The following is a 25,998-nucleotide window of genomic DNA, read 5'->3' as shown; positions in this document are numbered from 1 at the left end:
GTGGCTATTCAGACTGCATCCGTAAAAATAACTAAGAAAATGTCCGTTCTGTTTGCTAGAATTTACGATACGAGTGCGGAATTCGACGATCGCTATGTTCCCAAACTGGAAGGGGCGATCGCCCGTTGGGGGGGAATTATCGCACCTTCGGTGGGAAATGCGATCGTGGGTTTATTTGCGGAGGAGGTGGATAAATCCTTGGAAGCATCTCTCTCCATGCTGGAATGTTTTGCCGGCAGCCAGTATGCTAAAGGGAGTACCCTACACAAGAAAATAGGAATTGGCATCGATACGGGAACGCTTCTTTCTAAAACAGATAATGGAGGAGATGTTGCCCATTTACCCTATATTGTCAAAGATACCCAATATATTGCCGCACGGGTTGAAGCCCTAACGCAAGTATATGAAACCCCTTTATTGATTACCCATCGCACTTTTTTGCAACTCTCCCAGACCGAAGGATATCATATTCGTTTGATCCATCGCTTTGAGGCTGAAAATCAAAGGGATCCGATCTCGGTATTTGAAGTTTTTAATGGCGATCCGATCGCAATTCAAACAGCAAAACTAGAAACTAAAACCCAGTTTGAACAAGGATTATTTTTATATTTTATGGGTTTTGTTGAAGAAGCAGAACACTTGTTTGAAGAGTGTTTGGAAATTAATCAAAGCGATCGCGTTGTTCAACTTTATTACGAACGCTGTCAAGCTAGTGTATTACGGGTGATCGGGACGGTTTAAGGGGTGAGATGGGTATCACTGGCTAAATTTCTACGATCGCGATCGCGGAATGTAGGGGTAGGCGATCGCACCAATTTGAGATTAACTTCACAATCGATCCAGATGGCGATCGTATCTTATTAGAGAAAAAACGCCGATACTGAAGGTGTGGAAAGCAAAAGTTTTCTCATCCTATACGAAAACCCCGCAAACGTCAACGGAGATTAGCCGCAATGAATAACAATAGCACTATCCGCCATCTTTTCCAAACTAGCATCCTCTCTTTAGCTGGGGTTGCACTTCTGACCCAAACAGCTTCCGCTAGTGAAATCAACGCGAAAACAGGCAATTCTGAGGACTTGCAAGGGGTTGTCGCTTGTAATGTCGCCCAAAATCCGTGGTTATCTGTTGCTCCTCTGGGCGAACTTCCTTGCGAGTTAACCGTTGGTGGTCCCATTGAGGCGATCGCAGTTGGTTTAGAGCATGGGATTATGCAACTCAATGATACAGCCAAAACAGAAATTATTTATACTCGTTATCGCCAAGACTATCCCAATGCTTTAGTGGTCGGCGATCGCTAAAGTAACCTCGGTGTTGGAAAAGCGATCGCGTCCCTAAAACCCTAAATATATAACTTTCAAAAGAAGATATCATTCCTACAAATAAATTTCTTGTCCTTGTTCAGTAAAACGAACATCGCGGATATTCCATTGTAAATTTTGGGTGAGGGTTTGACGCAAACCCCCAAATAAACCAAAGGTTTCGCAGGGAGACAAAGAAGCAAAATGACGCGGACTATCCGCAGCAAGGCGTATATCTACCGTTGCAACCCCATTATTAACCTGGACTCGATAACCTGCAAGGGAAAAATCGCCATTGTTAAGACCTTCGATGGTTTTGGCGATCGCCGTTTCTAAAGACTTTTCTTGGGGTATTGAAACCTGTTGAGGAACTAGAGTCAGACATTGGCGATCGGGGGAGAAAATCTGCACAGAAACGGCATTCGTTGCCTGTTTGGTTTGAATCGTAATCTCCGCCGGTAAACTGGGAGTTGGGGGAATCGTAATCGTTTGCGGTTGCGTCGAGGCTGCGATGGAAATTGTAACAGGTTTTTCCTCGGCTGCGCTAAAATACTCCGCATTGGAGACTCCGTAACCCCCAAGGGCGATCGCCGTAATGCCAAAGAAAAGAGAAAAAATTTGTGTTTGACGTTGCATAGAAACCTCCCCCAAGTTGATAATGTAAACTGTTGCTTATTCTTGTTAAATATTGTTTTCAAGGGAGCAAGGGCAAAATCGGGAAATTTTGTGACAGATAAGTAATCGGTCATAAGTAATAAGTAATGACAATTAATCAATGAATCAATCTTGGACTCGCCACCATATCCTTTCTCTCGCCAATTTCAGCGAGGTGGAATATGATACAGTGCTACAAACCGCCTCCAGTTTTCGCGAAGTTCTCTCTCATGGCACAAAAAAAGTACCGCCATTACAAGGACAAGTTGTAGCCAATTTATTTTTTGAACCTTCGACTCGCACACGCAGCAGTTTCGAGTTATCCGCAAAACGCCTCTCCGCAGATATTCTTAATTTTACCCCTGGAAGTTCTTCTTTAAGCAAAGGAGAGACAATTTTAGATACAGCTAAAACCTATTTAGCAATGGGTGCTGATATTATGGTGATTCGTCACAAACAAGCTGGAGTCCCTGCTGCGATCGCCCGAGAAATGGATCGTTTACAAACAGGAGTTAGCATTTTAAATGCCGGAGACGGACAACACGAACATCCTTCTCAAGCATTGTTAGATTTATTTACAATTTGCTCATTTTTGGATAGCGATCGCCCGCGTTTGGAGGTATTAAAAGGCAAAAAAATCGCCATCGTTGGGGATATTTTACATTCTCGGGTAGCGCGATCGAATATTTGGAGTTTGAGTGCAGCAGGAGTCGATTTACATTTAGCCGGACCGCCGACATTACTCCCAGAATATTTCGCTGATATGGGTAATGTTACCTTACATTGGCATCTCGAACCTGCCCTACAAGATGCAGATTTTGTGATGACCTTACGCTTGCAAAAAGAACGCATGACTAGCAATCTCCTACCGAGTTTGCGAGAATATCATCAACGCTATGGCATTACCCGCGATCGCCTCAAAATCTGTCATCCTGATGTGGGTATTCTGCATCCGGGTCCTGTCAATCGTGGGGTAGAATTAAGCTCGGATTTAATGGACGATCCGCGCTTAAGTTTGATTTCTCAACAAGTGACCAGTGGGGTTGCCATTCGTATGGCCTTATTATATTTATTGGGAACGAGAAAATGATGGAAACAACTGCGGAATATTGCTGTGCTTTTTGCGGTGAAATTAGTTCAACTTTTGTAGATCTGAGTGGAGGTTATACTCAATCTTATGTAGAAGATTGTCAGGTTTGCTGTCGTCCCAATCTTCTTTATATTCGTATAGATGAAGATACTTTAGATGTTGCGATCGAGACGGATTTTCAGGAATAAACTTATTCTAGGATAGTGCATTTTTGAACTTTGCCTTTGCCCAAAATTCTCAAACCTATTCTCAAACCTAGCGAAGAATTATAGATATGCAAACCCTAATTATTGATAATTATGACTCTTATACTTTTAATCTTTATCAAATGTTGGCAGAAATCAACGAGAAACCGCCGATCGTTATTCGTAACGATCGCCTCTCCTGGCCAGATTTACAAGATCTATTAAATACAATTGATAATATTGTCATTTCTCCCGGTCCGGGTCATCCGAAAAATGAGCGGGACTTTGGCATTTGTCAACAGATTCTCAAAAAGATTAAAATCCCTCTACTCGGTGTTTGTCTCGGACATCAAGGTATCGGTTATATTTTTGGAGGAAGAGTTATTCCTGCACCAGAAGTTCGTCACGGTCGCTTGAGTAAAGTTTACCACAATTCCTCGACTTTATTTAAAGGAATTCCAGAACAGTTTTCCGTTGTCCGTTACCATTCTTTAATTGTTGATGCTGAGACTTTACCGGAATGTTTAGAGGTGACAGCATGGACGGAAGATCGTCTGATTATGGGGTTAAAACATCGCCAACTTCCCTTTTGGGGAGTTCAGTTTCATCCCGAATCAATTTGTACAGAATATGGCGATCGCTTGCTCAAAAATTTTAGAGAGATTACACAACAATTTCAGCAAAAAAACACTACAATTACCGGTTTAAATGCCCTCAATCGAAGTAATTCAGTAAAACATTTTAGTGTTATTCCAGAGGGAGGCGATCGCCCCTCAGAATCGCGATCGCCAACACCAAGATATTCTTTAAAAGTATTTACAAAAAAACTAGATATTTATACCAATCCAGAACAGGTATTTATTCATCTTTTTGGTCAAACAATAAATTCGTTTTGGCTAGATAGCAGTCAAATTGATCCCATAAGTTCTCGATTCTCCTACATAGGGGATGCGGGAGGCAAAAATAGTTTACTCGTAGAATATGAAACACAAAATCAATCCCTCACCCTGAGCCAATGGGACCGTAAAACCCACAAAAAACAAAGTATTTTTAATTATCTTCAAGAAGAATTGGAGCGTCGTTATTGTCCTGCTGATGACCTTCCTTTTGATTTCAATTGTGGTTTTGTCGGTTATTTTGGCTATGAACTCAAAGCAGAGTGCGGTTCGCAATTTATTCATCCTTCCCCCTTACCAGATGCTACTTTTATTTTTGCCGATCGCCTACTCATTTTCGATCATTTAGAGCAAGTTACTTATCTACTTTATTTAGATATTCCAGAAAATCACTCTCAAGCGGATCTTTGGTTTGAGGAAATGGCAGCGAAATTGCGATCGCTTCCTCCACTTATTCCCCTCAAAGCTGTAGAAAATAAAACCCCGATCGCCTTCCGTTTAGGGCGATCGCGACAAACCTATATTCAGGATATTAAATATTGCTTGCAAGAGATTCAAGCAGGAGAAAGTTATGAGATTTGTTTGACCAACCAAATTAAGACAGAAGCAACTCCCGATCCCCTAACATTCTATCGAACTCTGCGCCAAAAAAACCCCGCACCTTATGCCGCTTTTTTTCGCTTTCAGGAGTTTTCTATTGCTTGTTCCTCCCCAGAAAGATTTCTCAAAATTGATCGCCAAGGTTGGGTAGAAACTAAACCAATTAAAGGCACAATGCAGCGAGGAGAAAGCCCTGAAGAAGATGCAAAACTGCGAGAAGAATTAGGCAATAGTGAAAAAGATCGTGCCGAAAATCTCATGGTTTTAGATTTATTGCGGAACGATCTGGGGCAAACTTGTGAAATAGGAACTATTAGCGTGCCAAACTTAATGGAAATCGAAACTTATGCGACAGTTCATCAATTAGTCAGTACCATTCGCGGTCATTTGCGTTCAGACTTAACAGCAATTGATTGCATTAAATCTGCTTTTCCAGGAGGATCAATGACCGGTGCGCCAAAAATAAGAACGATGGAAATTATCGATCGCCTTGAAGGAGAATCTCGCGGTATTTATTCTGGAGTCATTGGCTTTTTAGGGCTGAATGGAACAGCAGAATTTAATATTGTTATTCGCACAGCAATTCTCACAGAAAAAGGAACATCGATCGGTATAGGAGGTGGTATTATTGCCCTCTCAGAACCAGAAATTGAGTTTCAAGAAGCGTTATTAAAAGCGAAGGCACTACTGGAAGCCCTAAAATCAACAGTCTATGGAGAACTCAACTCAATTATGCTCTTGTTCTTGCAAATTATGGGTACTAATTTAATTTATATTTTAGATAACTTGAAACAACTCGAAAGGAGTCAACAAAAATGGAAAATGATTTAGAGGCGATCGATATTTTAATTTTATCTAATGGACCAGGAGAAATTGCCACTTGGGTCCGTCCTGTTGTGCAAGCATTACGAGAACAATTAGGAGAAGATCGCAACCGAGTCAGAATTTCAGTAATTTTGTCTCCTTGTCCTCACTCTACGGGAAGAGAAACGGAAATTGTGCGATCGTATCCACAGGTCGATCGCGTCCAATCTTCAGAACATTTTTGGCAGTTTTTGTTGTGGGGAAAAACCGCCGAAAATTGGCATTGGCATAAACAAGGGGTTGTTCTATTTTTAGGAGGCGATCGCATTTTTCCGGTGATTATTGGCAAGCGTTTAAACTATCGCATTGTTGTTTATGCCGAGTGGTCTATTCAGTGGGAAAGATGGGTCGATCGCTTTGGGGTGATGAAACAGGAAGTCTGCGATCGCGTCCCTCAAAAATATCAACATAAATGCAGTGTTGTCGGAGATTTAATGATTGATATTTCTCCAATAAAAATCCAGAATAATGAAGAATTAATTGGATTAATGCCAGGATCGAAAGCAATGAAACTGACGCAGGGATTACCTTTAATGTGTGGAATTGCCGAAAGTCTCCATCGCCTTCGCCCTCAAATTCGCTTTGTTCTTCCCGTTGCACCTACTCTCACCTTAAAAGAACTCGCAAAGTTTGGCGATCGCGCTTTCAACCCTGTTATTGCTAAAATAGGTAATGTTGCCGCAGAGTTAGTTTTTAGGGAAAATAACCAGCCTTATTTGAGAACCTCTGGGGGAGTTGAAATCGAACTTTGGCAGCCTTTCCCTGCCCACGAAATACTCTCTCAATGCAGATTGTGCGCCACAACCATAGGTGCAAACACAGCGCAATTAACTGCCCTGGGCGTGCCAATGTTAGTGTTGTTACCGACACAACAATTTGACGCAATGCGGGCATGGGATGGCGTACCAGGAATATTAGCCAATTTACCCTTATTGGGAACGCCTTTTACTTATACAATTAATTGGCTCATGCGATATTACGTTTTTAGGATCAATAAATTGTTTGCTTGGCCGAATATTTGGGCAAAACGAGAAATTGTTCCTGAAATCATTGGAGATTTAGAACCCAATGAGATTGCAAAAATCATGTTAGATTGGTTGGAACATCCAGAAAAGTTAAAAGAGATGCAGGAAAGTTTGCAGCAAGTGCGAGGAGAAAGCGGTGCAGCCCGTAAATTAGCTGAATTAGTTGGTCAAGAAATTGCCAAACCTATTGATAATTGAGAAGCGATCGCCGATAATGGCAAGGGAGAGTCGGCGTGATGGTTGCAGGCTCGGCAACGAGCGTGAGGAAAGTCCGGGCTCCCGAAAGACCAAACTTGCTGGATAACGCCCAGTGCGAGCGATCGCGAGGAAAGTGCCACAGAAAAATACCGCCTGAAAGGGTAAGGGTGCAAAGGTGCGGTAAGAGCGCACCAGCAGTATTGAGAGGTACTGGCTCGGTAAACCCCGGTTGGGAGCAAGGTCGGAGGGTCAAGGGTTGGTCTTTTTCCCGTCCCGCATTAGGTGAACCGCTTGAGGTGTTCGGTAACGGACATCCTAGATAGATAACCATCCTAGAACAGAACCCGGCTTATGTCCGGCTCTCTTTTTTTTATAGATTCCCTGATCGAATAATATCAAAGGCAATAAATTCACTTGTTGTAGAAATTACCATATACAGGCCAAAAAAAATCACAGCCATTAAAGCTGGAGTCCAAATGAATTCCCGCGTCTTAACGTTTATCTCTGCTTTTTTCACCCGAAAAACTTTTAACCAATGTGCTGCGATCGCAAAGGCTATAATTGCAATAATGAGAGCAAGAATCCCCACCATTAACTGAGGTTCTTCTTCTTTAACTTCGGGGGGAAAAAAGGGAAAAATGCCAAAGATCAGCCCATTATTAACAATATGGGGAATCACAGCTAACCACCAACTGCCTCGGTTTTGGACACATCGCGCCAAGAGAAATGACCCTGGAATAAAAGCTAACAATTGAATTAATGTTCCGTGAACTAGGGCAAAAATAAATGAGGTTAAAAGTGCGGCATAAATTGGCGATCGCGCTTTCTCGTAAGCCCGTAAAGCAACACCGCGAAAAGCAAATTCTTCGTAGAAGGGAACGAAGATAACACCACTGATAAAAATAAAGACTTGTTCGATCGTTCCGGCTGGAGTTTCCCGTGTCAATTTTTCCAATTTGGTCAAATAGTCGGGAAAATATAGTGCGCTTAATGTCACCCAAAAGATAATTAATCCAAATGTTACTGTTAAATCTAATACAGTTAATATGAGGGCAGTTTTCCAAGAAGGAGGTGTTTTAAAGCGGGAATCTTGGAGAAAAATGCTAACAGTCTTTGGGAAAATAAACCCAAGTAAGATAAGCACGCTCAAGGATGCCAAACACTGTCCGGCTGCTCCAAAAGGCGTTGCTATTATTAACGCTGTTAGCACTAATAATAACAACATTCCAAAAAGAAAACGATTTGCAGAAATAACAGTTATCAATGATCGATGACCAATTATAAGTTATTAATTATTGAGTCAGAGAAAAAATATTTTTTCTCTGACTCGTTGCCTCTTGAAATTTAATGCAAAAAGTGACGAATTCCGGTGAGAACCATCACCAATCCTAACTCATTTGCAGCAGCAATAGAGTCCTTATCTCGCATTGAACCACCAGGTTGAATAATTGTTTTAATTCCGGCAGCAGCAGCAGCCTTCACACTATCATCAAAGGGGAAGAAACCATCACTGGCAAGACAAGCACCTTGTGTGGCTTCTCCGGCTTGTTCTAGGGCGATTTTAGCGGCACCAACACGATTCATTTGTCCTGCACCCACTCCCACGGTAACGCGATCGCGAGTAATAACAATGCCATTTGATTTAACGTGCTTGGCAACTTTCCAAGCAAACAACATTTCGGCTAATTCTGCCTCGCTGGGTTGCTTTTCTGTGACGATCGCCCAACTGTCGCGATCGTCTACAATTTCATCGGCGGCTTGTACTAAAACCCCCCCAGCAATAATTTTAGCAGTTGTCAATGCCCCTTCATTAAAGTTCGGTAGAATTAACACTCGTAATTTAGATTTTTTGCCGAGAATTGCTTTTGCTTCTGCATCGCAACCAGGGGCGACAACGCATTCTAAAAACGTTGTTTTCAATGCTTTTGCTGTAGGAACATCAATGGGTTGATTCAGGGCGACAATGCCACCAAAAGCAGAAATAGAGTCCGCATTAAATGCCTTTTCATAAGCCTCCGCTAAAGTTGCTGCGATCGCAACGCCGCAAGGATTGGTATGTTTTAAAACAGCAGCAGCAGGTTCAACTGTAAATTCCTTAATAATGCGTCTGGCTGCTTCTAAATCAACTAAATTGTTGTAACTGAGTTCTTTTCCTTGTAATTTTTCTGCCCTCGTCCAGCCTTGTTCTCCTGTTTGATACCAAGTTGCTTTTTGATGGGGATTTTCTCCATAACGCAGGGTTTGCATCGGTTCTGCAAAGAGAGAAAAAGGTGCTTCCGTTGCATTTAATTCTGCAAAATAAGTCGAGATGGCGCTATCGTAAGCTGCGGTCATCATAAACCCTTCCATCGCCCTTTTTTGGCGAAATTCTAGAGAGATTTCCCCGCTATTTTTGCGGAGTTCTTGTAGATAATCTTCGTAGCGATCGCAGTTGCATAAAACCGTTAAATGTGCATAGTTTTTTGCCGCCGCCCGCAGTAAAGTAGGACCGCCAATATCAATCTTTTCAATTGCTTCTGCAACAGTAACATCAGCTTTAGCAATAGTGTCTGCAAAAGGATAAAGATTAACCACAACTAAATCAAAAGGGCGAATTTCATTAGCTTCTAATTCTTGCAAATCTTGGGGAAGATCTCGACGTGCTAAAATTCCCCCGTGAATGCGAGGATGCAGCGTTTTCACCCTACCGCCCAAAATTTCCGGCGATCGCGTATAGTCGCTAACTTTAGTAACAGGAATACCCGCATCTTGAATCACCTTAGCGGTGCCTCCACTACTGAGGAGTTCAAAGTCAAACTCATCAACCAACTGGCGGGCAAATTCAACAATTCCAGTTTTATCAGAAACACTCAGCAGTGCTAGTTTTCCCATCAAATTTCTCTCCAATCTCGATAACCCTCGATTATTATCTCGCACATTTTTGTCAATCCTCATAAACAAAATCTAGAGATTTTCCTGACGGCGATCGCAAAAATCGACGCTGACAGCAACTTTTGCAATATTTGAGTTACCTTGTTGTAAAGATTAAAATAAAATAATGTGGAAAGAAATTGCCGCAAAAATCTCAGAAACAACAGGAGAATCCTTTGAGATTACCGCTCATCGTTCGATCGGCGGTGGCTCTATCAACCAAAGCTATTGCATTAGCGATCGCGATCGCCACTACTTCGTCAAAATTAATCAAGCCAACCAAATTGAGATGTTTGCAGCAGAATATTTGGGGTTACAGCAAATGTATGATACCCAAACTATTCGCATTCCTCAGCCCCTGTGCTGCGGCATCACGGGAGAAAATAGTTTTATTGTCATGGAATGGCTGGAATTTGGACGAGGGGATAGCCGCAGTTGGGAATTGATGGGAAAACACCTCGCCAACCTGCATCAAAGCCAAGCAAGCGATCGCTTTGGTTGGACTCGCAATAATACCATCGGTTCTACCCCCCAAATGAATCCTTGGAGTGAAAATTGGGGGCAGTTTTTTGCCGAACAGCGCATCGGCTTTCAGCTACGTCTCGCTAAACGACGCGGTGGAAAATTTCCCAATACTGAACAAGTTGTCACCAGAGTAAAAGAAATTTTAGCATCCTGGCAGCCCCAACCCTCCCTTGTTCACGGCGATCTCTGGTCAGGGAATGCAGCCTGTACCGTAGAGGGGGAACCCGTCATTTTAGATCCAGCGACATATTGGGGCGATCGCGAAGTTGATCTCGCCATGACAGAACTCTTCGGAGGCTTTCCCGCCGCCTTTTATCGCGGTTACAATCAAACCTGGCCCCTCGATCGCGGCTACGAAGGGCGCAAGTCTCTCTATAATCTTTATCACGTTCTCAACCATTTTAATTTGTTTGGTGGCGGCTACGAAGATCAGGGCAGCAAAACCATTACTAGACTTTTATCCTAAGACCGTTTGGCAAATTACCCAGAGAACCGAACTTCATCATCTCCCTAATTTTGTTATTCTTAATGCTGTTAACATCTGCGAAAACTCGAGGGGCGATCGCGAGTTGCCAGCAGATAGACAAGAAGTTCCATATTAAAACATCTTTAAGAGGAGACTGCTGTTGATGGCATCGACTGACTTCAAAGACTATTACGCCATCCTCGGGGTGAGCAAAACATCAAGTGCAGAGGAGATTAAAAAATCCTTTCGCAAACTCGCGCTTAAATATCATCCCGATCGCAACCCCGGCGATCAAAAAGCAGAAGCTCGTTTTAAAGAAATCAGTGAAGCCTACGAAGTTCTCTCCGATCCCGACAAACGCAAGAAATATGACCAATTTGGGCAATATTGGCGACAAGCCGGTACCGCGACCTCCGGTGGGGGTTTCGGACGCACTCCCGCCGATTTTGGTAATTTTGATTTTGGTCAATATGGTAGTTTTGAAGAATTTATCAACGATTTATTAGGAGGTTTGGGAGGTGGAAGCACGCGATCGCGCACTTATCGCACCACCACCACCCCAAGACCGCAAAATAACTACAGAACCTCGAGTGGATTTCAAAGCGGCTTTAACGAACAACCCCTTTCTAGCGACAAGGAAGCCAGTATTCGCCTCACTTTCTCAGAAGCCTTTCGCGGTACCCAGAAGCGTTTAAACCTAGCGGGAGAAACCATTGATGTTCGCATTCCTCCCGGTGCAAAACCCGGTAGCCGAATCAGAGTCAAAGGAAAAGGACAATTGGACAGTTTCCTACAGAAGCGAGGAGATTTATATTTGAATGTAGAACTCGAACCCCATACCTTTTTTCAATTTGAGGGTGATAATTTAACCTGTGAATTGCCTATTGCTCCTGATGAAGCGGTTTTAGGTGCATCCGTCGAAATTCCCACCCCCGACGGTGCGGTGACAATGAAGGTTCCGGCGGGCATTCGTTCCGGACAAACCTTACGTTTGCGAGGAAAGGGTTGGATTGCTGCCAAAGGTGGACGGACGGATCAAATGGTCAAAATCCTCATTGCTACGCCGAAAAATCCCAGTTCTCTAGAGCGGGAATACTATGAAAAAATTCGCAATGTTAGAAACAATAATCCTCGTTCTCACTTAAGCAATATTAAATTATAGAAATCTAAAAAATCATCTTAAAGCGATCTTTGAAAAATATCACCTAAAAAACAGTCACAGTCAAAAAATAGGTTTGAACAATGATGAACAATGATATGATACTAGCATTCTAGATTAAGGCGATCGAGGAGAGAATGATTGAGGTAGCTATTCAAGATGGAATGATTGAAGGGATTTTTCATTATCTTCAATCTATCTTTTCACTGACTTTATTTAAAATTGGAGATGTTTCGGTTTCCTTACTAACAATTTTAAGGTTTTCCGTTTCTGCTATTTTAGTTATCTTTGTTACCCGCACGGCTAGGAATTTATTAGAGAAACGAATTCTGGCTAAATTTAATCTCGATACAGGATCGAGAGCATCAATTTCGATCTTAGCCAGCTACTTGATTGGAGGTTTTGGCTTTCTGATTGTTCTGCAAACAGTGGGGCTAGATTTTTCCTCTATTACTGTTATTATCGGTGGTTTGGGAGTTGGGATTGGTTTTGGTTTACAGGATATTACCAAAAACTTTATTAGTGGGATTACAATTCTTCTGGAAAGAAAACTGAATATTGGTGATGTTGTCGAATTTGAAGAAATTCAAGGAAGAATTCAAGAAATTTCTCTCCGAACGACAACAATTAAAACCTTTTTGGGTGAAAATATTATTATTCCCAATGGTATTTTACTTGAAAATAAATTGACCAATCGCACTTCTGATAAAGAGGGAAGTTATATTTCAATTAATGTTTGTGTTGATGCAGAAAATAATCCTTTATTTGTAACTGAAATTTTACTAGAATCGGCTCATATGGATTCATCGATCTCTCAGAAACGCCCTCCACAGGTTTTTTTCAATGGTTCTGATGATGGCTTATTTGAATTCCAATTAGCAGTTTGGGTTGAGAATATTAATGATTTTAAGAAAGTAAAAAGTTCTTTAAATTATACCGTTGAATATAATTTACGGAAAGCAGAAGTTCAATTTCCTGATGATAGTGAGCGTAGAATTGTTCTCGTTTACGATCCTTTAAATGGCAAAACTGAAGAATCACAAATCAGTCTGGATGGCCAAAACACCAAACTTTATATTAGGGATTATTTGCAAAAAGTTGAATATTTTCAGAATTTTAATGAACTAGAATTAAGAAAATTGATAGAATATGGCTATCGAAAAGAATTCGCTCCTACGGAAATTTTATTCCGAGAAGGCGATCCCGGTAATGCTTTCTATGTGATTCTTTCCGGTTCGGTTGAGGTTTTTATCGAAAAACTTGATAAAACTTTAGTAACTTTAAAAGCTGGAGATTTTTTGGGGGAACTTTCCTTATTATTAGGTATTCCGAGAACCGCATCCGTAAGGATTTTAGAACAAACCACCTTATTTATTATCAATAGTCAAGGATTTAAACAAATTATTAAAGAACAGCCAAAATTGCAAGAGGAAATTATTCGACAACTCAGTACGCACCAAGAAGAACTGCAACAGCGTCAAGCGGAATTGCGGAAGATGGGTTTAGTTGATGATGAGGAAGACGATCGCAACCCCGTATCCTGGGTTCGCAACCGTTTAAACAATCTTTTTGGTACTCAAGCTGAAGAGGAACAGGAGAATCTTTATTCACAGATTGCAGTCAAGAAATCGCCAAAGAAAGTATGATTGAAACACTCCTTCAATATTTTGAATCTATTTTTTCAATTCGCCTATTTAAGTTAGGTAATACTGAATTTTCTCTGATTACAATTTTCCAGATTTCTCTGGCAGTTTTCTTGGTTTTATTTCTTTCCAGAACGACGAGATATTTATTAGAAAAGCGAATTCTAACCAGATTTAAAATTGACGCGGGAATTAGAGCTTCAATTTCTATATTAATTAGTTATTTGATGGGGGGTTTTGGTTTTATCTTCATTGTGCAAACAATGGGATTTGATTTTTCTTCTATCGTTGTGATTATTGGAGGTTTAGGGGTTGGGATTGGTTTTGGTTTACAACAAATTACCAATAATTTTATTAGTGGTATAACTATTCTCTTAGAACGGAAATTAAAAGTTGGTGACTTTATCGAATTTGAAGAAGTTCAAGGCAATATTCACGAAATTTCTTTACGCACAACGACCATTAGAACACCTCTTGGTCAAAATGTTGTTATCCCCAATGGCAGTTTAATTGAGAATAAACTCACGAATTGGACTCATGAATCTAAAAATGGAGGCTATAGTTCCATTGCTATTACTATCGAACCAGAATACAATCCTTTACTGGTAACAGAAATTCTCATTGATTCAGCTTCACGAGATCCGTTGATCTCAAATCAGCGATCGCCAAAAGTATTCTTTAATGGCTATTGCGATGGCTTTTTCCACTTCGAGTTAATTTTTTGGCTCGAAGATTTTACCCTGTTTAAAGAGGCACAAAGTTCGATCAATTATACCGTTGAATATACTTTACGACAAGCAGGGATTTACTTTCCCGATGATAATGAGCGCAAGGTTTATATGTTGGGAGACGATCCCAAAAAACATCGAGAAAATGTGCAAGGTTCAAAACTATTCCTGAGTTCGGTTCGTAAAAATAGTTCTCTTTACATTAAAGATCATCTCAAAAAGGTTGAGTATTTTCAGAACTTTAATGAACTCGAATTAAGAAGATTAATAGAATATGGCTATCGCAAAAATTTAGAGGCTTCAGAAGTGCTGTTTCGAGAAGGAGATTATGGCGATGCGTTTTATGTAATTTTATCGGGTACTGTGGAAATTTTTACTGAAAAAATGGGGAAAACTTTAGCAACGTTAAACACGGGGAGTTTCTTTGGTGAATTGTCTCTGTTGTTGGGCATTCCGCGCACGGCTTCAGTAAGGGCTTTAGAGAAAACTACGGTATTTTTTATTAATAATCAAGGCTTCAAAAGACTTTTAGAAGAACAGCCAGCCTTGCAAGAAGAAATCGTACAACAATTATGCGATCGCCGGGATGAATTAGCAAAACGTCAAAGAGAACTGCGAGAAATGGGGTTAGTAGATGACGAGGAAGACGATCGCAACCCGGTAACATGGGTTCGCAAGCGCTTAACTAAACTGTTTGGTAGTATGCCAGAAAATCGCTCTGCACTAGAAACTTCTTCTCCGTTGGAGCGATCGCCCTCAGAACCTGAAATTGATTTACCCTAAACCTAAATAATTTCGGCAAGTTCGGGAAGAATAGTTAATAGTTAAATCTTTGCGTTGCATTATAATAACAATGTCCAAACCTTCCATTTTGCAAGCGGATCGAGCCTATACATTTCGCTCTTATTTTGAATTACCCTACGAGTCGGAGGATATTCTGGCTGAGTTCGATTATAGTTTTGCTCGTAAAAGATTATCGCTACCCAAGAGCGATCGCGCTTTAGGAAAAATCAGAGAACTTCAGCAACGAATTGAAGAAACGTTACCTTTAATTCGTCTCAGTAGCGAAGCCGCACGACGAGAAACCCTCATTGCTCCCGTTCTTTTAGATATTGCACGCTATTGTCAATGTCAGTTAAGAATTGAATATCCGCTACAGGTTAATAATAGACTGAAAGGCTCTCTTGATTATTTATTGCGAAGCCGAAATCAACTCCTCGTCATTGAAGCAAAAAATGATAATTTAACGCGAGGATTTACTCAACTGTCGGTAGAACTCATTGCTTTGTCAGAGTGGGACTCGAGTTTACAATTTCTCTATGGTGCTGTTACCATTGGTGATATCTGGATTTTTGGAACTTTGGACAAAGAAGAGCGTAAAATTGAACAAGATGTGCGCTCGTTCCGGGTTCCCGATGACCTAGAAATTTTGGTGCGGACAATTGTTGGTATTTTGGAAAAAGAATGAATGGCGATCGCGAGGATCTATTAAATTTTTGTAAAGTTGTATGGCAGCAAATTCCTTGAATGTGTTAACAACGCAAGAGATAGTCAATCTCAGTGCAGATATTCTTGCTGAAGCTAAAAGCGCTGAAATGCCTCAGACTGAATTAGCAATCCTTGCTGAATCTCTCGCTCTATTTAAGTGCGATTGGGAAAGAACATTTGCTTGCTTCGGGTATAGCTACCGTGGAGAGTTGAGTTATCGAGACTTAATCATCGGTTTTCAAGAGCAGATTGCTGTTAAGTTTAAAAAATGGCTCCCGGAGTTGAGTGATGGGACAAAAGCAATTGAGGCGATCGCCTCAATCCTGTCAGTCCCTAAAACACCTCACTCAAGATCGATAAATTTGCGACTATTAGCAAGGCTTAAACTGGGAGTCAAACCGGAACTGCACTGGGATGCCCGCTATCGGGTCGCGGATACGCCTCAGAAGGAACAACTGCCCGATACCGCAAGGTTTTTAGACTTCTTTACAACCCCTAACACTCCAGAGAAAGTCTGGACTCGTCTTCCTTTAGAGTTACAGAACTTAGAAGAGTTTACTCAGACCTTACAAAAAAGTCTTGCCCTCAAACAAATTGAAGAAGATTTCCCTCTCCCAGAATTCGATCGCCCTATCTTTATTGTCTCCGCACCCAGAGCAGGCAGTACGCTTTTATTTGAGACTCTCTCTCAGTTTGCAGAACTCTGGAGTCTCGGTACGGAAAGCCATGATATTATCGAAGCAATTCCAGAACTTCATCCAGCCTATCGAGATTATTGTTCTAATCGTTTAACTGAGAAAGAGAATAATTCCTCTATTACCCTAGCATTACAAGAAGGATTTGCTCGACAATTACGCGATCGCGCTAAAACAGCATATCTTAATTTACCGATTGAGGAGCGTCCCAATAAACTGCGCTTTCTGGAGAAAACCCCCAGAAATGCCTTGCGAGTCTCCTTTCTCAAAGCAGTTTTTCCCGATGCGCTGTTTATCTTTCTTTACCGGGAACCGCGAGCCAATATTAGTAGCATGATAGAGGGATGGCGATCGCGTCGTTTTATTGCCTATCCATCCCTTCCAGGATGGCCTTATCGAGATTGGAGTTTTCTGTTGATCCCTGGATGGGAACATTTAAAGGAGTCTTCTTTGGCTGAAATTGCCGCTTATCAGTGGAAAACAACCAACGCTTGTATTATAGAAGACCTAAAGACTCTACCTCGATCTGATTGGTGTAGCATTCGTTATAACGATCTCGTTAATCACCCCAAAGAAACAATCACCAAAATCAAGGAATTTGCAGGATTATCTTGGGACGAAAAGATAGAGGCGATCGTTTCTCAATCTTTGCCCATTTCTCGTATGAGTTTTTCTCAACCATCTCCCGATAAATGGCGGAAAAATGAACAGGAAATTGCCGAAATTATGCCCTTGGTAGAACCTCTTATTAATCTGGTAGAAAGCGAAAATTTATGTTAATTTCTTACACCCACAAATTCATTTTCTTTCATGTCGCCAAAGTAGCTGGAACTAGCATCAGAGAAGCACTAAAAGACTATGCCCAAGAACCCGATAAATTCAAAATAGCTCGCCCTCCCAAAATGTTAAAAGGGAAACCTAACCCACTTTATGAAATGTGGTTTAACTCATTTTGGCACGCAAAAGCTAAAGATGCTAAAAAAGAATTATCTCCAGAAATTTATAATGATTTTTATAAGTTTGCCTTTGTTAGAAATCCTTGGAGTTGGCAAGTATCGATGTACAACTTTATGATTAAAGAAAAGATTTATGAAAATAACAGACCTTGGGTAACTTTTGAAGAATACCTAGAATGGGTCGCAATAACGAAAAAGCCCTATCCAATGGGAACTCCTAAACTACAAAAAGATAATATAACCGACACAAATGGAGAAATAATCGTTGATTTTATTGGACGATATGAAGATTTAGCACAAGATTTTCAAGCAGTTTGTAACGTTCTTAATCTTCAAGCTAGTTTACCTCATGTCAATCGATCGAGTCATACTCAAAGAGATTATCGGGAATATTACAATGAGAAAACTAGGAAATTAGTCGCAGAACAATTTGAGGAAGATATTCAATTATTTGGTTATGATTTTAATGAGGAGAGAAATTATAAAAACAATATTAATATTACTTGACAAAATAGCGGTATGGATTAAACTGAAAGTAATGGCTCTTATAATGATTCAGCACTCCCTAGTAAGCACTCGATGGAATCACTCAACTTACAAACAGAAGCTGTACTCGATCCAAGTATTAGTTTTGATGACTTTTTTTGCGAGTATTGGCTGCAACCTCAATCTATTCTTTTAACAGGAGCAACTGGATTTCTAGGGTCTTATTTGCTCAAGGAACTGCTTCAAAAAACCCAAGCCAAAATTTATTGTTTGGTTCGTTGTAGTGATTTTGAAGTAGGAAAAGAGCGCATTAAAGCCGGACTAGATAGCTATTTATTGTGGGAAGAAGAGTTGCCTTCGCGCATTATTCCTGTAATGGGAGATTTGTCTAAACCTTTCTTAGGTTTATCTCAAGAACAGTTTAAAAAATTAGGCGATCGCATTGATGTAATCTACCATAACGGTGCATGGGTCAATTCATTCTACCCTTACTCTACCCTGAAACCAACCAATGTGCTAGGAACTCAAGAAGTTCTTCGTTTAGCGGGTCATTGCAAAACTAAACCCGTTCATTTTATTTCCACTGTGGGCGTTTTTTTTGGCACTAATCATTCTCCCAATAACTTGATTAAAGAAACAGATAGTCCACAAGCTGAAAACCTTAAAGGGGGGTACAAGCAAAGCAAATGGGTTGCAGAACAATTAATAATAACGGCTAAAAATAGAGGATTACCTGCTTGTATTTATAGACCTGGGAGAATCATGGGAGATAGTAAAACAGGCATTATTAATAACCTTAAAGACCTATTATATCTGGTTCTTAAAGCCTGTATTACCATCAGACAATTTCCGGCTGTAGAAACTACAATTGATATTGTCCCCGTTGATTATGTTAGTCAGGCGATCGTTTATTTATCTCAGCAAAAAAAATCATTGGACAAAATCTTTCATATCCTCAATCCTCAACCTATTGCTTGGGGAAATTTGATCGACGGAATACAAACTTTAGGTTATGATTTAGAAGAGACGAGTTATAACCAATGGCTCAATAATCTTAAAAGTTATGCTAAAAGCCACAATGACAAAGAATTATACTCGGTTTCTCGACTATTTTTCGGACCGTCAATTAAATTGTTTTCTTCTCAAAAACCTCTGTTTGACACCCACCAGACTCGAACCGGGTTAGTTGAAACATCAATTGTTTGTCCCCCTGTAGATCGACAACTATTATCCACCTACTTTTCCTATTTTCAAAAGAGTGGATATATCCCTGCTTTAGATCGTTGTTAGCGATCTAGCTCCTGTTTTTTTCTATCTTAAACACCTCGAACCGAAAGAGATTAATCATGAACGATAAAAAGAACGATAAAACCTACGATGTTGTAATTTGCGGTGCCGGTTTAGCAGGGTTAACTTTAGCCAGACAATTAAAGCAAACCATTCCCGATCTATCTATATTAACCATTGATAAACTCAATCGTCCTTTACCCGAAATTGCTTTCAAAGTTGGAGAATCTACTGTAGAAGTGGGTGCTTGTTATCTTGCTAATATTATTCATCTCAAAGACTATCTCGAAAAGAATCATTATCCTAAACTGGGAATTCGCTACTTTTTCGGCGATGGATGCGACGCATTTCAGAAAAGACCAGAACTAGGATTATCGCGATTTCATGCACCAGAATCTTATCAAGTCGATCGCGGAAAGCTAGAAAACGATCTGAGGAAGTTTAACAGTGAAGATGGTGTTGAGTTATTAGAAAACTGTTCAGTTAAAGAGATTAATCTGGCTGAGAATAATGGAGATCTGCACCAAATCACCTACAGTAAAATAGATACGAAAGAAACAGGAATAGTAAAAGCTAAATGGGTCATTGATTCAATGGGTCGTCGTCGGTTTCTACAAAAGAAACTCGGTTTAGCACAACCTAATAACGATCGCTATAATGCCTCGTGGTTTTGGGTCGATGGTCGTCTTGATGTCACTGATTTTGTCTCTCAAAACGAACAAGAGTGGCACGATCGCGTCCCCGAAAAGAACCGCTATTTTTCCACCAATCATCTCTGCGGGGATGGTTATTGGATTTGGATTATTCCCCTCTCAACAGGTGCAACCAGTATTGGCATTGTTGCCCATGAAGATTATCATTCCTTTGAGTCTTATCATAGCTACGAAAAAGCCTCGCAATGGTTGACTAAACATGAACCTATTTTAGCATCTTGTCTGACCGGAAAAACACCGAAAAAGTTCATGAAAATGCCAAAATATAGTTATACATCAGACAAGATATTTTCTTTCGATCGTTGGGCTTGTATTGGGGATGCAGCTACATTTCCAGATCCATTTTATTCTCCAGCAACAGACTTTATCGGGTTTGCTAATTCCTCAATTGTCAATATGATCGAACTCGATCGCCAGGGTCAACTCACAGAAAAAACCGTCAATGCAGCCAACCGATTTTTCTTGATCTATCAAAAGAGTATCACCAAAAGTATTCAGACAATGTATCACTGTTTAGGAAATGGTTTAGTGGGGACAATGAAAGTGATTTGGGATACTCTAGCCGCATGGTCATTTAGCGCCCCCTTAATGTTTAGCGATATTTACTTGGATTCTCAAAAAAGGAATAAAGTCTATAGTAAATCGGGACAATTTTTCCTATTGACAAATCGAGTGCAACATTTCTTTCGAGATTGGTCAGAAAAATCTTCTGGAAAGATTTCTTTTGGATTTGTTGATTATTTAGCACTTCCTTTTGTCAAAGAACTGAGAGAACGAAATTTACAATTAAACCGTTCAGAAGAAGAACTCATTCAGGATCATCTTGCCAATATCGAAATATTTGAAGAATTGGCTCAAGCAATCTTTATCATCGCCATTGCCGATATTATGCCAGAACAGTTAAATAAAGTATTGTCTGCGGGATGGTTAAATGCTTGGGCAATTAGCTTAGATCCCAATGAATGGGAGAAAGGAGGATTATTTAAACCGAAATCATCCCCTAGAGATTTGCAGCGAATTCTCGATCCTCTGCAAAGCAATTTTAGCATCACAATACTAGAATTAGAACGGCAATTTTTAGATACCAAGCAGGAAAAAGAAACCCTTTGCCTTTAGATAGCAGAATATCCTTAAATTTAATTATGAAAATAGATTAGATTTAAGGATGTTGAAAAGAATTAGTTTAATTTAATTAATGAGGGCAAAAAAATGCAAGCACAAGACCTAGAGATTAGCTCAAATGGCAACTTAATGAGGGCAGATTTAGATCAATCCTTGAAAAGGAGTCACATAGAACCTTCAAGTCTCAGCACCTTTCAAAGAGTGTTACTGACCACAGATGGGACAGTTACGGAAATGCTAGAGGCTTATTTGTTGGAAAACATGAAGATCGTAAAACTAGCTGAAGACTTAGTTTCCAGTCATAACGATATTCCTGCGTTAAAATTACAGAAAGGAACGTCAATAATAGAACGAAAAATCTTGCTCCAGGGTAAAATTAGCCACAAAAATTTCCTCTATGCTGAATCTGTTATTGTCCCAGAAAGACTCGAAGAAAGATTTCAAGATGATTTATTGAAGTCGAAAACTCCAATTGGTAAACTTTGGTTGCAATACAAAGTTGAAACTTTTAAAGAAATAATAGACTCAGGTAAAGAACCCACTGGACAGTTAGCGGATTATTTTCTGGTCGAAAAAGACGATAAGATTCTCTTTAGAACTTATATTGTCTTTACCAACCGTCAACCGGTGATGATGATTACAGAAAAGTTTCCCGAAACTTACTTCCGCATCTAACTCACGATTCGAGTACAACTTAGACCTATTATTTTGCTAGTCAATTTTTTAAGAGAGAGATAATTCAATGGAAAAAGCCGAATCTCATGTTTTTTACGCGATGGGTTTAAATAACTCATATCCAGTCTTAGAAAGCGGTAAAGGCGTTTATGTTTATGACTCTGAAGGCAAACGCTATTTAGATGGAATTGGAGGAACTCATGTTGTTTCCATCGGACATGGGGTTGAGGAAATAGGTGAGGCAATGGCAGAACAAGCCAAGAAACTTTGCTTTGCGAATAAGGCTCAGTTTACCACCGAAGTTCAAGAACTTTTGGCAGAGGCGATCGCGGCAATGGCACCAGTAGGAATGAACCGAATTGCCTTTGCTACGGGAGGTTCAACTGCTAATGAAATTGCCAGCCAACTCGCCCAATATTACTATAAAGAACGAGGAAAACCGAAAAAACAGAGGATTATCGGACGCTGGCACAGTTATCACGGACGTACCAGTGCGACTCTCGCCATGTCTGGGAGTATGTTTGTCCGGAAAGAACTGGTTTATAATTTCGACTTTCCTCATATTCAAGTCCCTCACTGTTATCAATGTCCTTATAAACTAACTTATCCTAACTGCCAACTTGCTTGTGCGGAGGATCTCGCCACAACCTTAGAACAAGAAAATCCCGATACCATCGCCGCATTTATTGCCGAACCTATTATCGGAGGGGCAGGTAGTGCTATTGTTCCACCTCCGGGCTATTACGAAAAAATTCGCGAAATCTGCGATGCTTATGACATTCTCTTTATTGCAGAAGAGATCGTTACGGGGTTTGGACGGACGGGGAAAAACTTTGGCATCGAACATTGGGACGCAATTCCTGATATAATCTCTGCCACCAAAGCCTTGAGTAGCGGTTATGCCCCCATTGGTGCGGTGATTCTGCACGATCGCGTTTGGACGACTTTAAAAAATGGCACGCGCAAAGTCATTCCCACCTCTTTTACCTACGCGGGACACCCTATCAGTTGTGCGGCTGCCCTAGCCGTACAAAATTATATTGCCAAACATAACTTAATTGAGCAATGTGCCGCGAGGGGAGAGTACCTGAAACAAAAATTAACAGAACTTGCCGATCGCGAACCCTTAATTGGCGATGTGAGGGGCAAAGGCTTATTAATTGGCGTTGAATTCGTGCGCGATCGCGTCACTCACCAGCCTTTTCCTTTTAACAAGCAACTTACGAAAACAATCGTTAAAACAGCTTTAGACAACGGACTAATTATTCGCGGTAGAAACGGCACCGGTATCGGTAAGGATGGCGATCACATCTTAATTTCTCCTCCTTTTGTTATTACGGAAAGGGAATGCGACGAACTCGTAGAAATTTTGGCAGCAACGATCGCCCAAGTCAAACAATCCCTCAATCTGGTTTGTGTCGAATAATTAAAGATTAAAAAATTAGGAACAACGGCCATGACAGCCCAAATAATACCCCAAACAAAAAATATCACTCAAACTCCCAATCCAAACGACCCCCCCAGACAACTGAGCGATCTTGTTGTCGATTATTTAGAACTATTGGGAGTTGAATATGTCTTCGGCGTACCGGGGGGACATATTGCACCTCTCTATGAAGCCCTCGAACGCAGCGATCGCCGGGGGGGAATGCGGGCAATTCTCTCTCGTCAAGAAAGTGGGGCTGCTGCGATGGCCGACGGGTATGCCCGAGAAACAGGGAAACTCGGCGTTTGCTGTGCCACCACAGGGCCAGGGGCAACCAATCTCATCACCGGGGTTGCATCAGCCTACAGCGACCATATCCCCATCTTAGCGATCACAGGCCAAACCCTATTACCTAAATTTGGAGTCGGTGCATTCCAAGAATCCTCTCCAGATTGGCTGGATACTGCCAGAATGTTTGACAAATGCACTCGTTACAATAGTGTTATCACCCATCCCAAACAATTAGAACATAAACTTATTGCAGCTTTGAAACACGCTTGGCAATCTCCCCCAGGCCCCGTACATCTCAGCGTTCCCGTGGATGTGTTTCGCGCCCCGGCTCCCGATGCAATAAGCTATCCTCACATTCGTCAGTTATTAGCGCAACCTACCTTTGCAGACTTAGGGGCGATCGCCAAACTGGTTCAAATGTTGGAGAATGCGTCACAGCAAAATCGTAAAGTTGTTTTATTAGTCGGCGAAGATTGTCGAGAAGCCTCAGAAAAAATTATCGCCTTTGCTGAATTAATGGGGGCAGAAATTGTCACCACCCAAGGGGGAAAATCTTGCGTTAATCCCTATCATCCTCTCTACAAGGGGGTGTTTGGCTTTGCGGGGCATCAAAGCGCCAGGCAAGCCCTAACGGATGAATCTGTGGCTTTAATTCTCGCGGTGGGGACTACTTTGGGGCAGTGGTCAACCTCAACTTGGGATGCAGCACTTTTAAATGAGAAATTGGTGCATATTCATCATGTTAATAGTTATTTTAGCCGTTCGCCAATGGCACAACTGCACGTTTATGGCAATATCGAGACGGTGTTTGCAGAATTGTTGACTAGGCTGAAAAATGTCGCCACCATTGAAGAATCATTGCTGACAAAAGAGGGATTAACAGAAGCAAATACTCGGGAAAAACCCCCACAAATCGAAGTCCAAAAACCCGATGATTATTACAGCAAGGCAACACCGATTAAACCTACCCGATTGATTTACGAAATCATGCAGCGTTTTCCTTCAGAAACCCGCTTTCTCATCGATACGGGGAATTGTATGGTCTGGGCGTTTCATTATCTCTTTTTACCCCATCCTGAAAATTATCGTTCCTCGGTGGAATTGGCGGCTATGGGTTGGGCGATCGGGGGGTCTGTGGGGACGGCTTTGGGAACTCCTAAAACCCCGGTTGTTTGCATAACGGGAGATGGTAGTTTTTTAATGAATGGACAGGAAATTACGGTTGCTGTTGCTGAACAATTGCCGATTATTTTTATTATCTTAAACGATCGCTCCTACGGTATGGTTAAACAAAGACATCGCCAAGTAGTGAAAGATGGTTTGGGTTTTGCCATTCCCGCCGTAGATTTTAGCTTGATGGCTCAAGCAATGGGGGCAAAAGGTTACAGTATTCGCCAGCCAGAAGACTTTGAACAATTGGATTATGAAGCCATTTGCAACGATTCGGGACCGACGGTGTTGGATGTGCATATCGATCCTGAAGAATTGTCACCTTTGGGAATGTTTTAAAATCTTTGTTTTTTCCATTTATGTCAGATGTCACGATGAAATTGAAAGAGAGAATTTTTATCAATTCTTTGCCCAAAAGCGGCACTCATCTTTTAGCCAAAGCGATCGAGATTTTTGGCTATGAAGAGCATTTTAGCGATCGCCCTAATCTTGAAGATAATTCCGAATCTATAACCCCAATTCTGTTAAATCGTCGCGAAGTTATCAAGGCTTTAAAGAAAGAGAATCTAACTCCCAATCTAAATGAGGGAATTAGTATTGGCGCTTTAACTGATTTGTTTGTCGAACCTTCTATTTTACAACATTGGCTGGAGGCGATCGCGCCAGGAAAATATATTCTCGGACATATTCCCCAAACATCTCTTTTACATCCCGTACTAGAGGCGATCGGCTGTCATCACGTCTTTATTATCCGCGATCCTCGAGCCGTTATTGCCTCCTCGATTCCCTTCTTTTTAGATACCGGAAAAATGCCCGCTAGACATTTTTTAGAAGAGGATATTAAACCTTTATCGCCAAGCGATCGCGTTGATTTCGTTTTAGAAGGTGGCTATGCAAAAAATGCAGGTATCACTATCAAAAGTTTTGCCGAAGTTTATCGCTCTATGTTAGCATGGCGCGATCGCCCCGGTTGTTTATTCTTGCACTTTGAAGATTTAGTGGGGGAAGGAGGAGGAGGAAGTAACGAGAAACAAATGCAGGCGATCGAACGCATTGCTTTATATTTGGGGGTGTCCTTTGGCGATCGCCTTGCTGCCAAAGTTAAAGAGATTTATAATCCCAATTCTAGGACTTTTAGAAAAGGTCAGATCGACAGTTGGAAAACTTCCTTAGATGCCGAACTGGTTCAACGTCTCATTGAATATTGTCACCCTCTTTGTCTTGAAGCTGGATATCCCAATTTGTAGTTGAATATTGTCACCCTCTTTGTCTTGAAGCTGGATATCCCAATTTGTAGGACTTATCTGCGTTTTTGTGATTTCATTGAATTTTCCAGTTTTGAGTTGATAAAGTTGCAAATTTACAACATTGCTCCGAATAATTAGAGCTAGGGAGCGAGACGCTCCCACTACAATAAACCATAATGGGGGTAGTGCGTTCGCGTA

22 protein-coding genes and 1 other RNA gene are annotated in these 25,998 nt (G+C 41.0%); 20 read left to right on the top strand and 3 right to left on the bottom strand.

Annotated features, from left to right (window positions below; all coding sequences use genetic code 11):
* The first annotated feature begins 39 nt into the window (after positions 1-39).
* Together JUI58_RS24670 and JUI58_RS24665 are read left to right on the top strand one after the other, a co-directional pair.
* Positions 40-741, top strand: coding sequence for a hypothetical protein (locus JUI58_RS24670; RefSeq protein ID WP_204106511.1), 702 nt, complete (start codon positions 40-42; stop codon positions 739-741).
* 212 nt (positions 742-953) lie between these two features.
* Positions 954-1,301: a hypothetical protein gene (locus tag JUI58_RS24665; protein WP_204106510.1), complete on the top strand. Its 348-nt coding sequence runs from the start codon at positions 954-956 to the stop codon at positions 1,299-1,301.
* 75 nt (positions 1,302-1,376) lie between these two features.
* Here the strand turns inward: JUI58_RS24665 and JUI58_RS24660 are convergent, their stop codons facing one another.
* Positions 1,377-1,937, bottom strand: coding sequence for a hypothetical protein (locus JUI58_RS24660; RefSeq protein WP_204106509.1), 561 nt, complete (start codon positions 1,935-1,937; stop codon positions 1,377-1,379).
* Between the two features lie 139 nt (positions 1,938-2,076).
* Between JUI58_RS24660 and JUI58_RS24655 the strand changes: the two genes are divergently transcribed.
* The 5 genes from JUI58_RS24655 (at position 2,077) to rnpB (ending at position 7,181) form a co-directional block, all read left to right on the top strand.
* Entirely contained in the window at positions 2,077-3,045 is a 969-nt protein-coding gene (locus tag JUI58_RS24655; protein ID WP_204106508.1) for an aspartate carbamoyltransferase catalytic subunit, read from the top strand.
* Positions 3,045-3,233, top strand: a complete 189-nt coding sequence (locus tag JUI58_RS24650) for a CPXCG motif-containing cysteine-rich protein (protein ID WP_348539969.1) — start codon at positions 3,045-3,047, stop codon at positions 3,231-3,233. Before JUI58_RS24655 ends, JUI58_RS24650 begins: the two co-directional genes overlap by 1 nt.
* 86 nt (positions 3,234-3,319) lie before the next feature.
* The gene (gene pabB, locus JUI58_RS24645; protein ID WP_204106506.1) at positions 3,320-5,557 is read left to right on the top strand and encodes an aminodeoxychorismate synthase; all 2,238 of its coding nucleotides are present in this window, start codon (positions 3,320-3,322) and stop codon (positions 5,555-5,557) included.
* The gene (locus JUI58_RS24640) at positions 5,542-6,813 is read left to right on the top strand and encodes a lipid-A-disaccharide synthase (RefSeq protein ID WP_204106505.1); all 1,272 of its coding nucleotides are present in this window, start codon (positions 5,542-5,544) and stop codon (positions 6,811-6,813) included. Before pabB ends, JUI58_RS24640 begins: the two co-directional genes overlap by 16 nt.
* Before the next feature lie 25 nt (positions 6,814-6,838).
* Positions 6,839-7,181: RNase P RNA component class A (gene rnpB, locus JUI58_RS24635), an RNA gene on the top strand.
* A 2-nt stretch (positions 7,182-7,183) separates the two neighbouring features.
* On the opposite strand, the gene JUI58_RS24630 is transcribed toward rnpB, so the two are convergent.
* Positions 7,184-8,038, bottom strand: a complete 855-nt coding sequence (locus JUI58_RS24630; RefSeq protein WP_204106504.1) for a type II CAAX endopeptidase family protein — start codon at positions 8,036-8,038, stop codon at positions 7,184-7,186.
* Positions 8,039-8,157: 119 nt separating this feature from the next.
* Complete coding sequence (purH, locus tag JUI58_RS24625) at positions 8,158-9,684, bottom strand: bifunctional phosphoribosylaminoimidazolecarboxamide formyltransferase/IMP cyclohydrolase (RefSeq protein WP_204106503.1); 1,527 nt, start codon at positions 9,682-9,684, stop codon at positions 8,158-8,160.
* Positions 9,685-9,850: 166 nt separating this feature from the next.
* On the opposite strand from purH, the gene JUI58_RS24620 reads away from it, so the two are divergent.
* The 13 genes from JUI58_RS24620 to JUI58_RS24560 all read left to right on the top strand — a co-directional run bounded on the left by JUI58_RS24620 (position 9,851) and on the right by JUI58_RS24560 (position 25,800).
* Entirely contained in the window at positions 9,851-10,714 is an 864-nt protein-coding gene (locus JUI58_RS24620) for a fructosamine kinase family protein (RefSeq protein WP_204106502.1), read from the top strand.
* A gap of 163 nt (positions 10,715-10,877) precedes the next feature.
* A complete protein-coding gene (locus tag JUI58_RS24615; protein WP_204106501.1) occupies positions 10,878-11,876 on the top strand; it encodes a DnaJ C-terminal domain-containing protein in 999 nt (332 codons plus the stop codon).
* Positions 11,877-12,010: 134 nt separating this feature from the next.
* Positions 12,011-13,519: a cyclic nucleotide-binding domain-containing protein gene (locus tag JUI58_RS24610; RefSeq protein WP_204106500.1), complete on the top strand. Its 1,509-nt coding sequence runs from the start codon at positions 12,011-12,013 to the stop codon at positions 13,517-13,519.
* Entirely contained in the window at positions 13,516-15,027 is a 1,512-nt protein-coding gene (locus JUI58_RS24605; protein ID WP_204106499.1) for a cyclic nucleotide-binding domain-containing protein, read from the top strand. The genes JUI58_RS24610 and JUI58_RS24605 overlap by 4 nt, the downstream gene beginning before the upstream one ends.
* Positions 15,028-15,097: 70 nt before the next feature.
* Positions 15,098-15,712 carry a hypothetical protein gene (locus JUI58_RS24600; protein ID WP_204106498.1) on the top strand — a complete coding sequence of 205 codons (615 nt, stop codon included), beginning with the start codon at positions 15,098-15,100 and terminating at the stop codon, positions 15,710-15,712.
* Between the two features lie 40 nt (positions 15,713-15,752).
* Positions 15,753-17,207 carry a sulfotransferase gene (locus JUI58_RS24595; RefSeq protein ID WP_204106497.1) on the top strand — a complete coding sequence of 485 codons (1,455 nt, stop codon included), beginning with the start codon at positions 15,753-15,755 and terminating at the stop codon, positions 17,205-17,207.
* Positions 17,201-17,890, top strand: coding sequence for a sulfotransferase family 2 domain-containing protein (locus JUI58_RS24590; protein WP_204106496.1), 690 nt, complete (start codon positions 17,201-17,203; stop codon positions 17,888-17,890). Before JUI58_RS24595 ends, JUI58_RS24590 begins: the two co-directional genes overlap by 7 nt.
* Before the next feature lie 72 nt (positions 17,891-17,962).
* Positions 17,963-19,159 (top strand): thioester reductase domain-containing protein, encoded by a 1,197-nt coding sequence (locus tag JUI58_RS24585; RefSeq protein ID WP_204106495.1) that lies wholly within the window; start codon positions 17,963-17,965, stop codon positions 19,157-19,159.
* Positions 19,160-19,215: 56 nt separating this feature from the next.
* Positions 19,216-20,985 carry a tryptophan 7-halogenase gene (locus JUI58_RS24580; RefSeq protein WP_204106494.1) on the top strand — a complete coding sequence of 590 codons (1,770 nt, stop codon included), beginning with the start codon at positions 19,216-19,218 and terminating at the stop codon, positions 20,983-20,985.
* Positions 20,986-21,078: 93 nt separating this feature from the next.
* Positions 21,079-21,666, top strand: coding sequence for a chorismate pyruvate-lyase family protein (locus tag JUI58_RS24575; RefSeq protein ID WP_204106493.1), 588 nt, complete (start codon positions 21,079-21,081; stop codon positions 21,664-21,666).
* Between the two features lie 67 nt (positions 21,667-21,733).
* Positions 21,734-23,092: an aminotransferase class III-fold pyridoxal phosphate-dependent enzyme gene (locus JUI58_RS24570; protein WP_204106492.1), complete on the top strand. Its 1,359-nt coding sequence runs from the start codon at positions 21,734-21,736 to the stop codon at positions 23,090-23,092.
* Between the two features lie 30 nt (positions 23,093-23,122).
* Complete coding sequence (locus JUI58_RS24565) at positions 23,123-24,892, top strand: thiamine pyrophosphate-binding protein (protein ID WP_204106491.1); 1,770 nt, start codon at positions 23,123-23,125, stop codon at positions 24,890-24,892.
* Between the two features lie 20 nt (positions 24,893-24,912).
* Positions 24,913-25,800 (top strand): sulfotransferase domain-containing protein, encoded by an 888-nt coding sequence (locus JUI58_RS24560; RefSeq protein WP_204106490.1) that lies wholly within the window; start codon positions 24,913-24,915, stop codon positions 25,798-25,800.
* Positions 25,801-25,998 lie beyond the last annotated feature (198 nt).

The sequence above is a fragment of the Spirulina sp. CCY15215 genome (assembly GCF_016888125.1).
Classification (GTDB): Bacteria; Cyanobacteriota; Cyanobacteriia; order Cyanobacteriales; family Spirulinaceae; genus CCY15215.
The sequence above is the reverse complement of the archived record's forward strand: the minus strand, read 5'-3'. Positions and strand labels throughout refer to the sequence as shown.

Coding starts and splice junctions, on each gene's coding strand:
- JUI58_RS24670 (WP_204106511.1), top strand. CDS start 40: ATGTCCGTTCTGTTTGCTAGAATTTACGATACGAGTGCGGAATTCGAC.
- JUI58_RS24665 (WP_204106510.1), top strand. CDS start 954: ATGAATAACAATAGCACTATCCGCCATCTTTTCCAAACTAGCATCCTC.
- JUI58_RS24660 (WP_204106509.1), bottom strand. CDS start 1,937: ATGCAACGTCAAACACAAATTTTTTCTCTTTTCTTTGGCATTACGGCG.
- JUI58_RS24655 (WP_204106508.1), top strand. CDS start 2,077: ATGAATCAATCTTGGACTCGCCACCATATCCTTTCTCTCGCCAATTTC.
- JUI58_RS24650 (WP_348539969.1), top strand. CDS start 3,045: ATGGAAACAACTGCGGAATATTGCTGTGCTTTTTGCGGTGAAATTAGT.
- pabB (WP_204106506.1), top strand. CDS start 3,320: ATGCAAACCCTAATTATTGATAATTATGACTCTTATACTTTTAATCTT.
- JUI58_RS24640 (WP_204106505.1), top strand. CDS start 5,542: ATGGAAAATGATTTAGAGGCGATCGATATTTTAATTTTATCTAATGGA.
- JUI58_RS24630 (WP_204106504.1), bottom strand. CDS start 8,038: ATGTTGTTATTATTAGTGCTAACAGCGTTAATAATAGCAACGCCTTTT.
- purH (WP_204106503.1), bottom strand. CDS start 9,684: ATGGGAAAACTAGCACTGCTGAGTGTTTCTGATAAAACTGGAATTGTT.
- JUI58_RS24620 (WP_204106502.1), top strand. CDS start 9,851: ATGTGGAAAGAAATTGCCGCAAAAATCTCAGAAACAACAGGAGAATCC.
- JUI58_RS24615 (WP_204106501.1), top strand. CDS start 10,878: ATGGCATCGACTGACTTCAAAGACTATTACGCCATCCTCGGGGTGAGC.
- JUI58_RS24610 (WP_204106500.1), top strand. CDS start 12,011: ATGATTGAGGTAGCTATTCAAGATGGAATGATTGAAGGGATTTTTCAT.
- JUI58_RS24605 (WP_204106499.1), top strand. CDS start 13,516: ATGATTGAAACACTCCTTCAATATTTTGAATCTATTTTTTCAATTCGC.
- JUI58_RS24600 (WP_204106498.1), top strand. CDS start 15,098: ATGTCCAAACCTTCCATTTTGCAAGCGGATCGAGCCTATACATTTCGC.
- JUI58_RS24595 (WP_204106497.1), top strand. CDS start 15,753: ATGGCAGCAAATTCCTTGAATGTGTTAACAACGCAAGAGATAGTCAAT.
- JUI58_RS24590 (WP_204106496.1), top strand. CDS start 17,201: ATGTTAATTTCTTACACCCACAAATTCATTTTCTTTCATGTCGCCAAA.
- JUI58_RS24585 (WP_204106495.1), top strand. CDS start 17,963: ATGGAATCACTCAACTTACAAACAGAAGCTGTACTCGATCCAAGTATT.
- JUI58_RS24580 (WP_204106494.1), top strand. CDS start 19,216: ATGAACGATAAAAAGAACGATAAAACCTACGATGTTGTAATTTGCGGT.
- JUI58_RS24575 (WP_204106493.1), top strand. CDS start 21,079: ATGCAAGCACAAGACCTAGAGATTAGCTCAAATGGCAACTTAATGAGG.
- JUI58_RS24570 (WP_204106492.1), top strand. CDS start 21,734: ATGGAAAAAGCCGAATCTCATGTTTTTTACGCGATGGGTTTAAATAAC.
- JUI58_RS24565 (WP_204106491.1), top strand. CDS start 23,123: ATGACAGCCCAAATAATACCCCAAACAAAAAATATCACTCAAACTCCC.
- JUI58_RS24560 (WP_204106490.1), top strand. CDS start 24,913: ATGTCAGATGTCACGATGAAATTGAAAGAGAGAATTTTTATCAATTCT.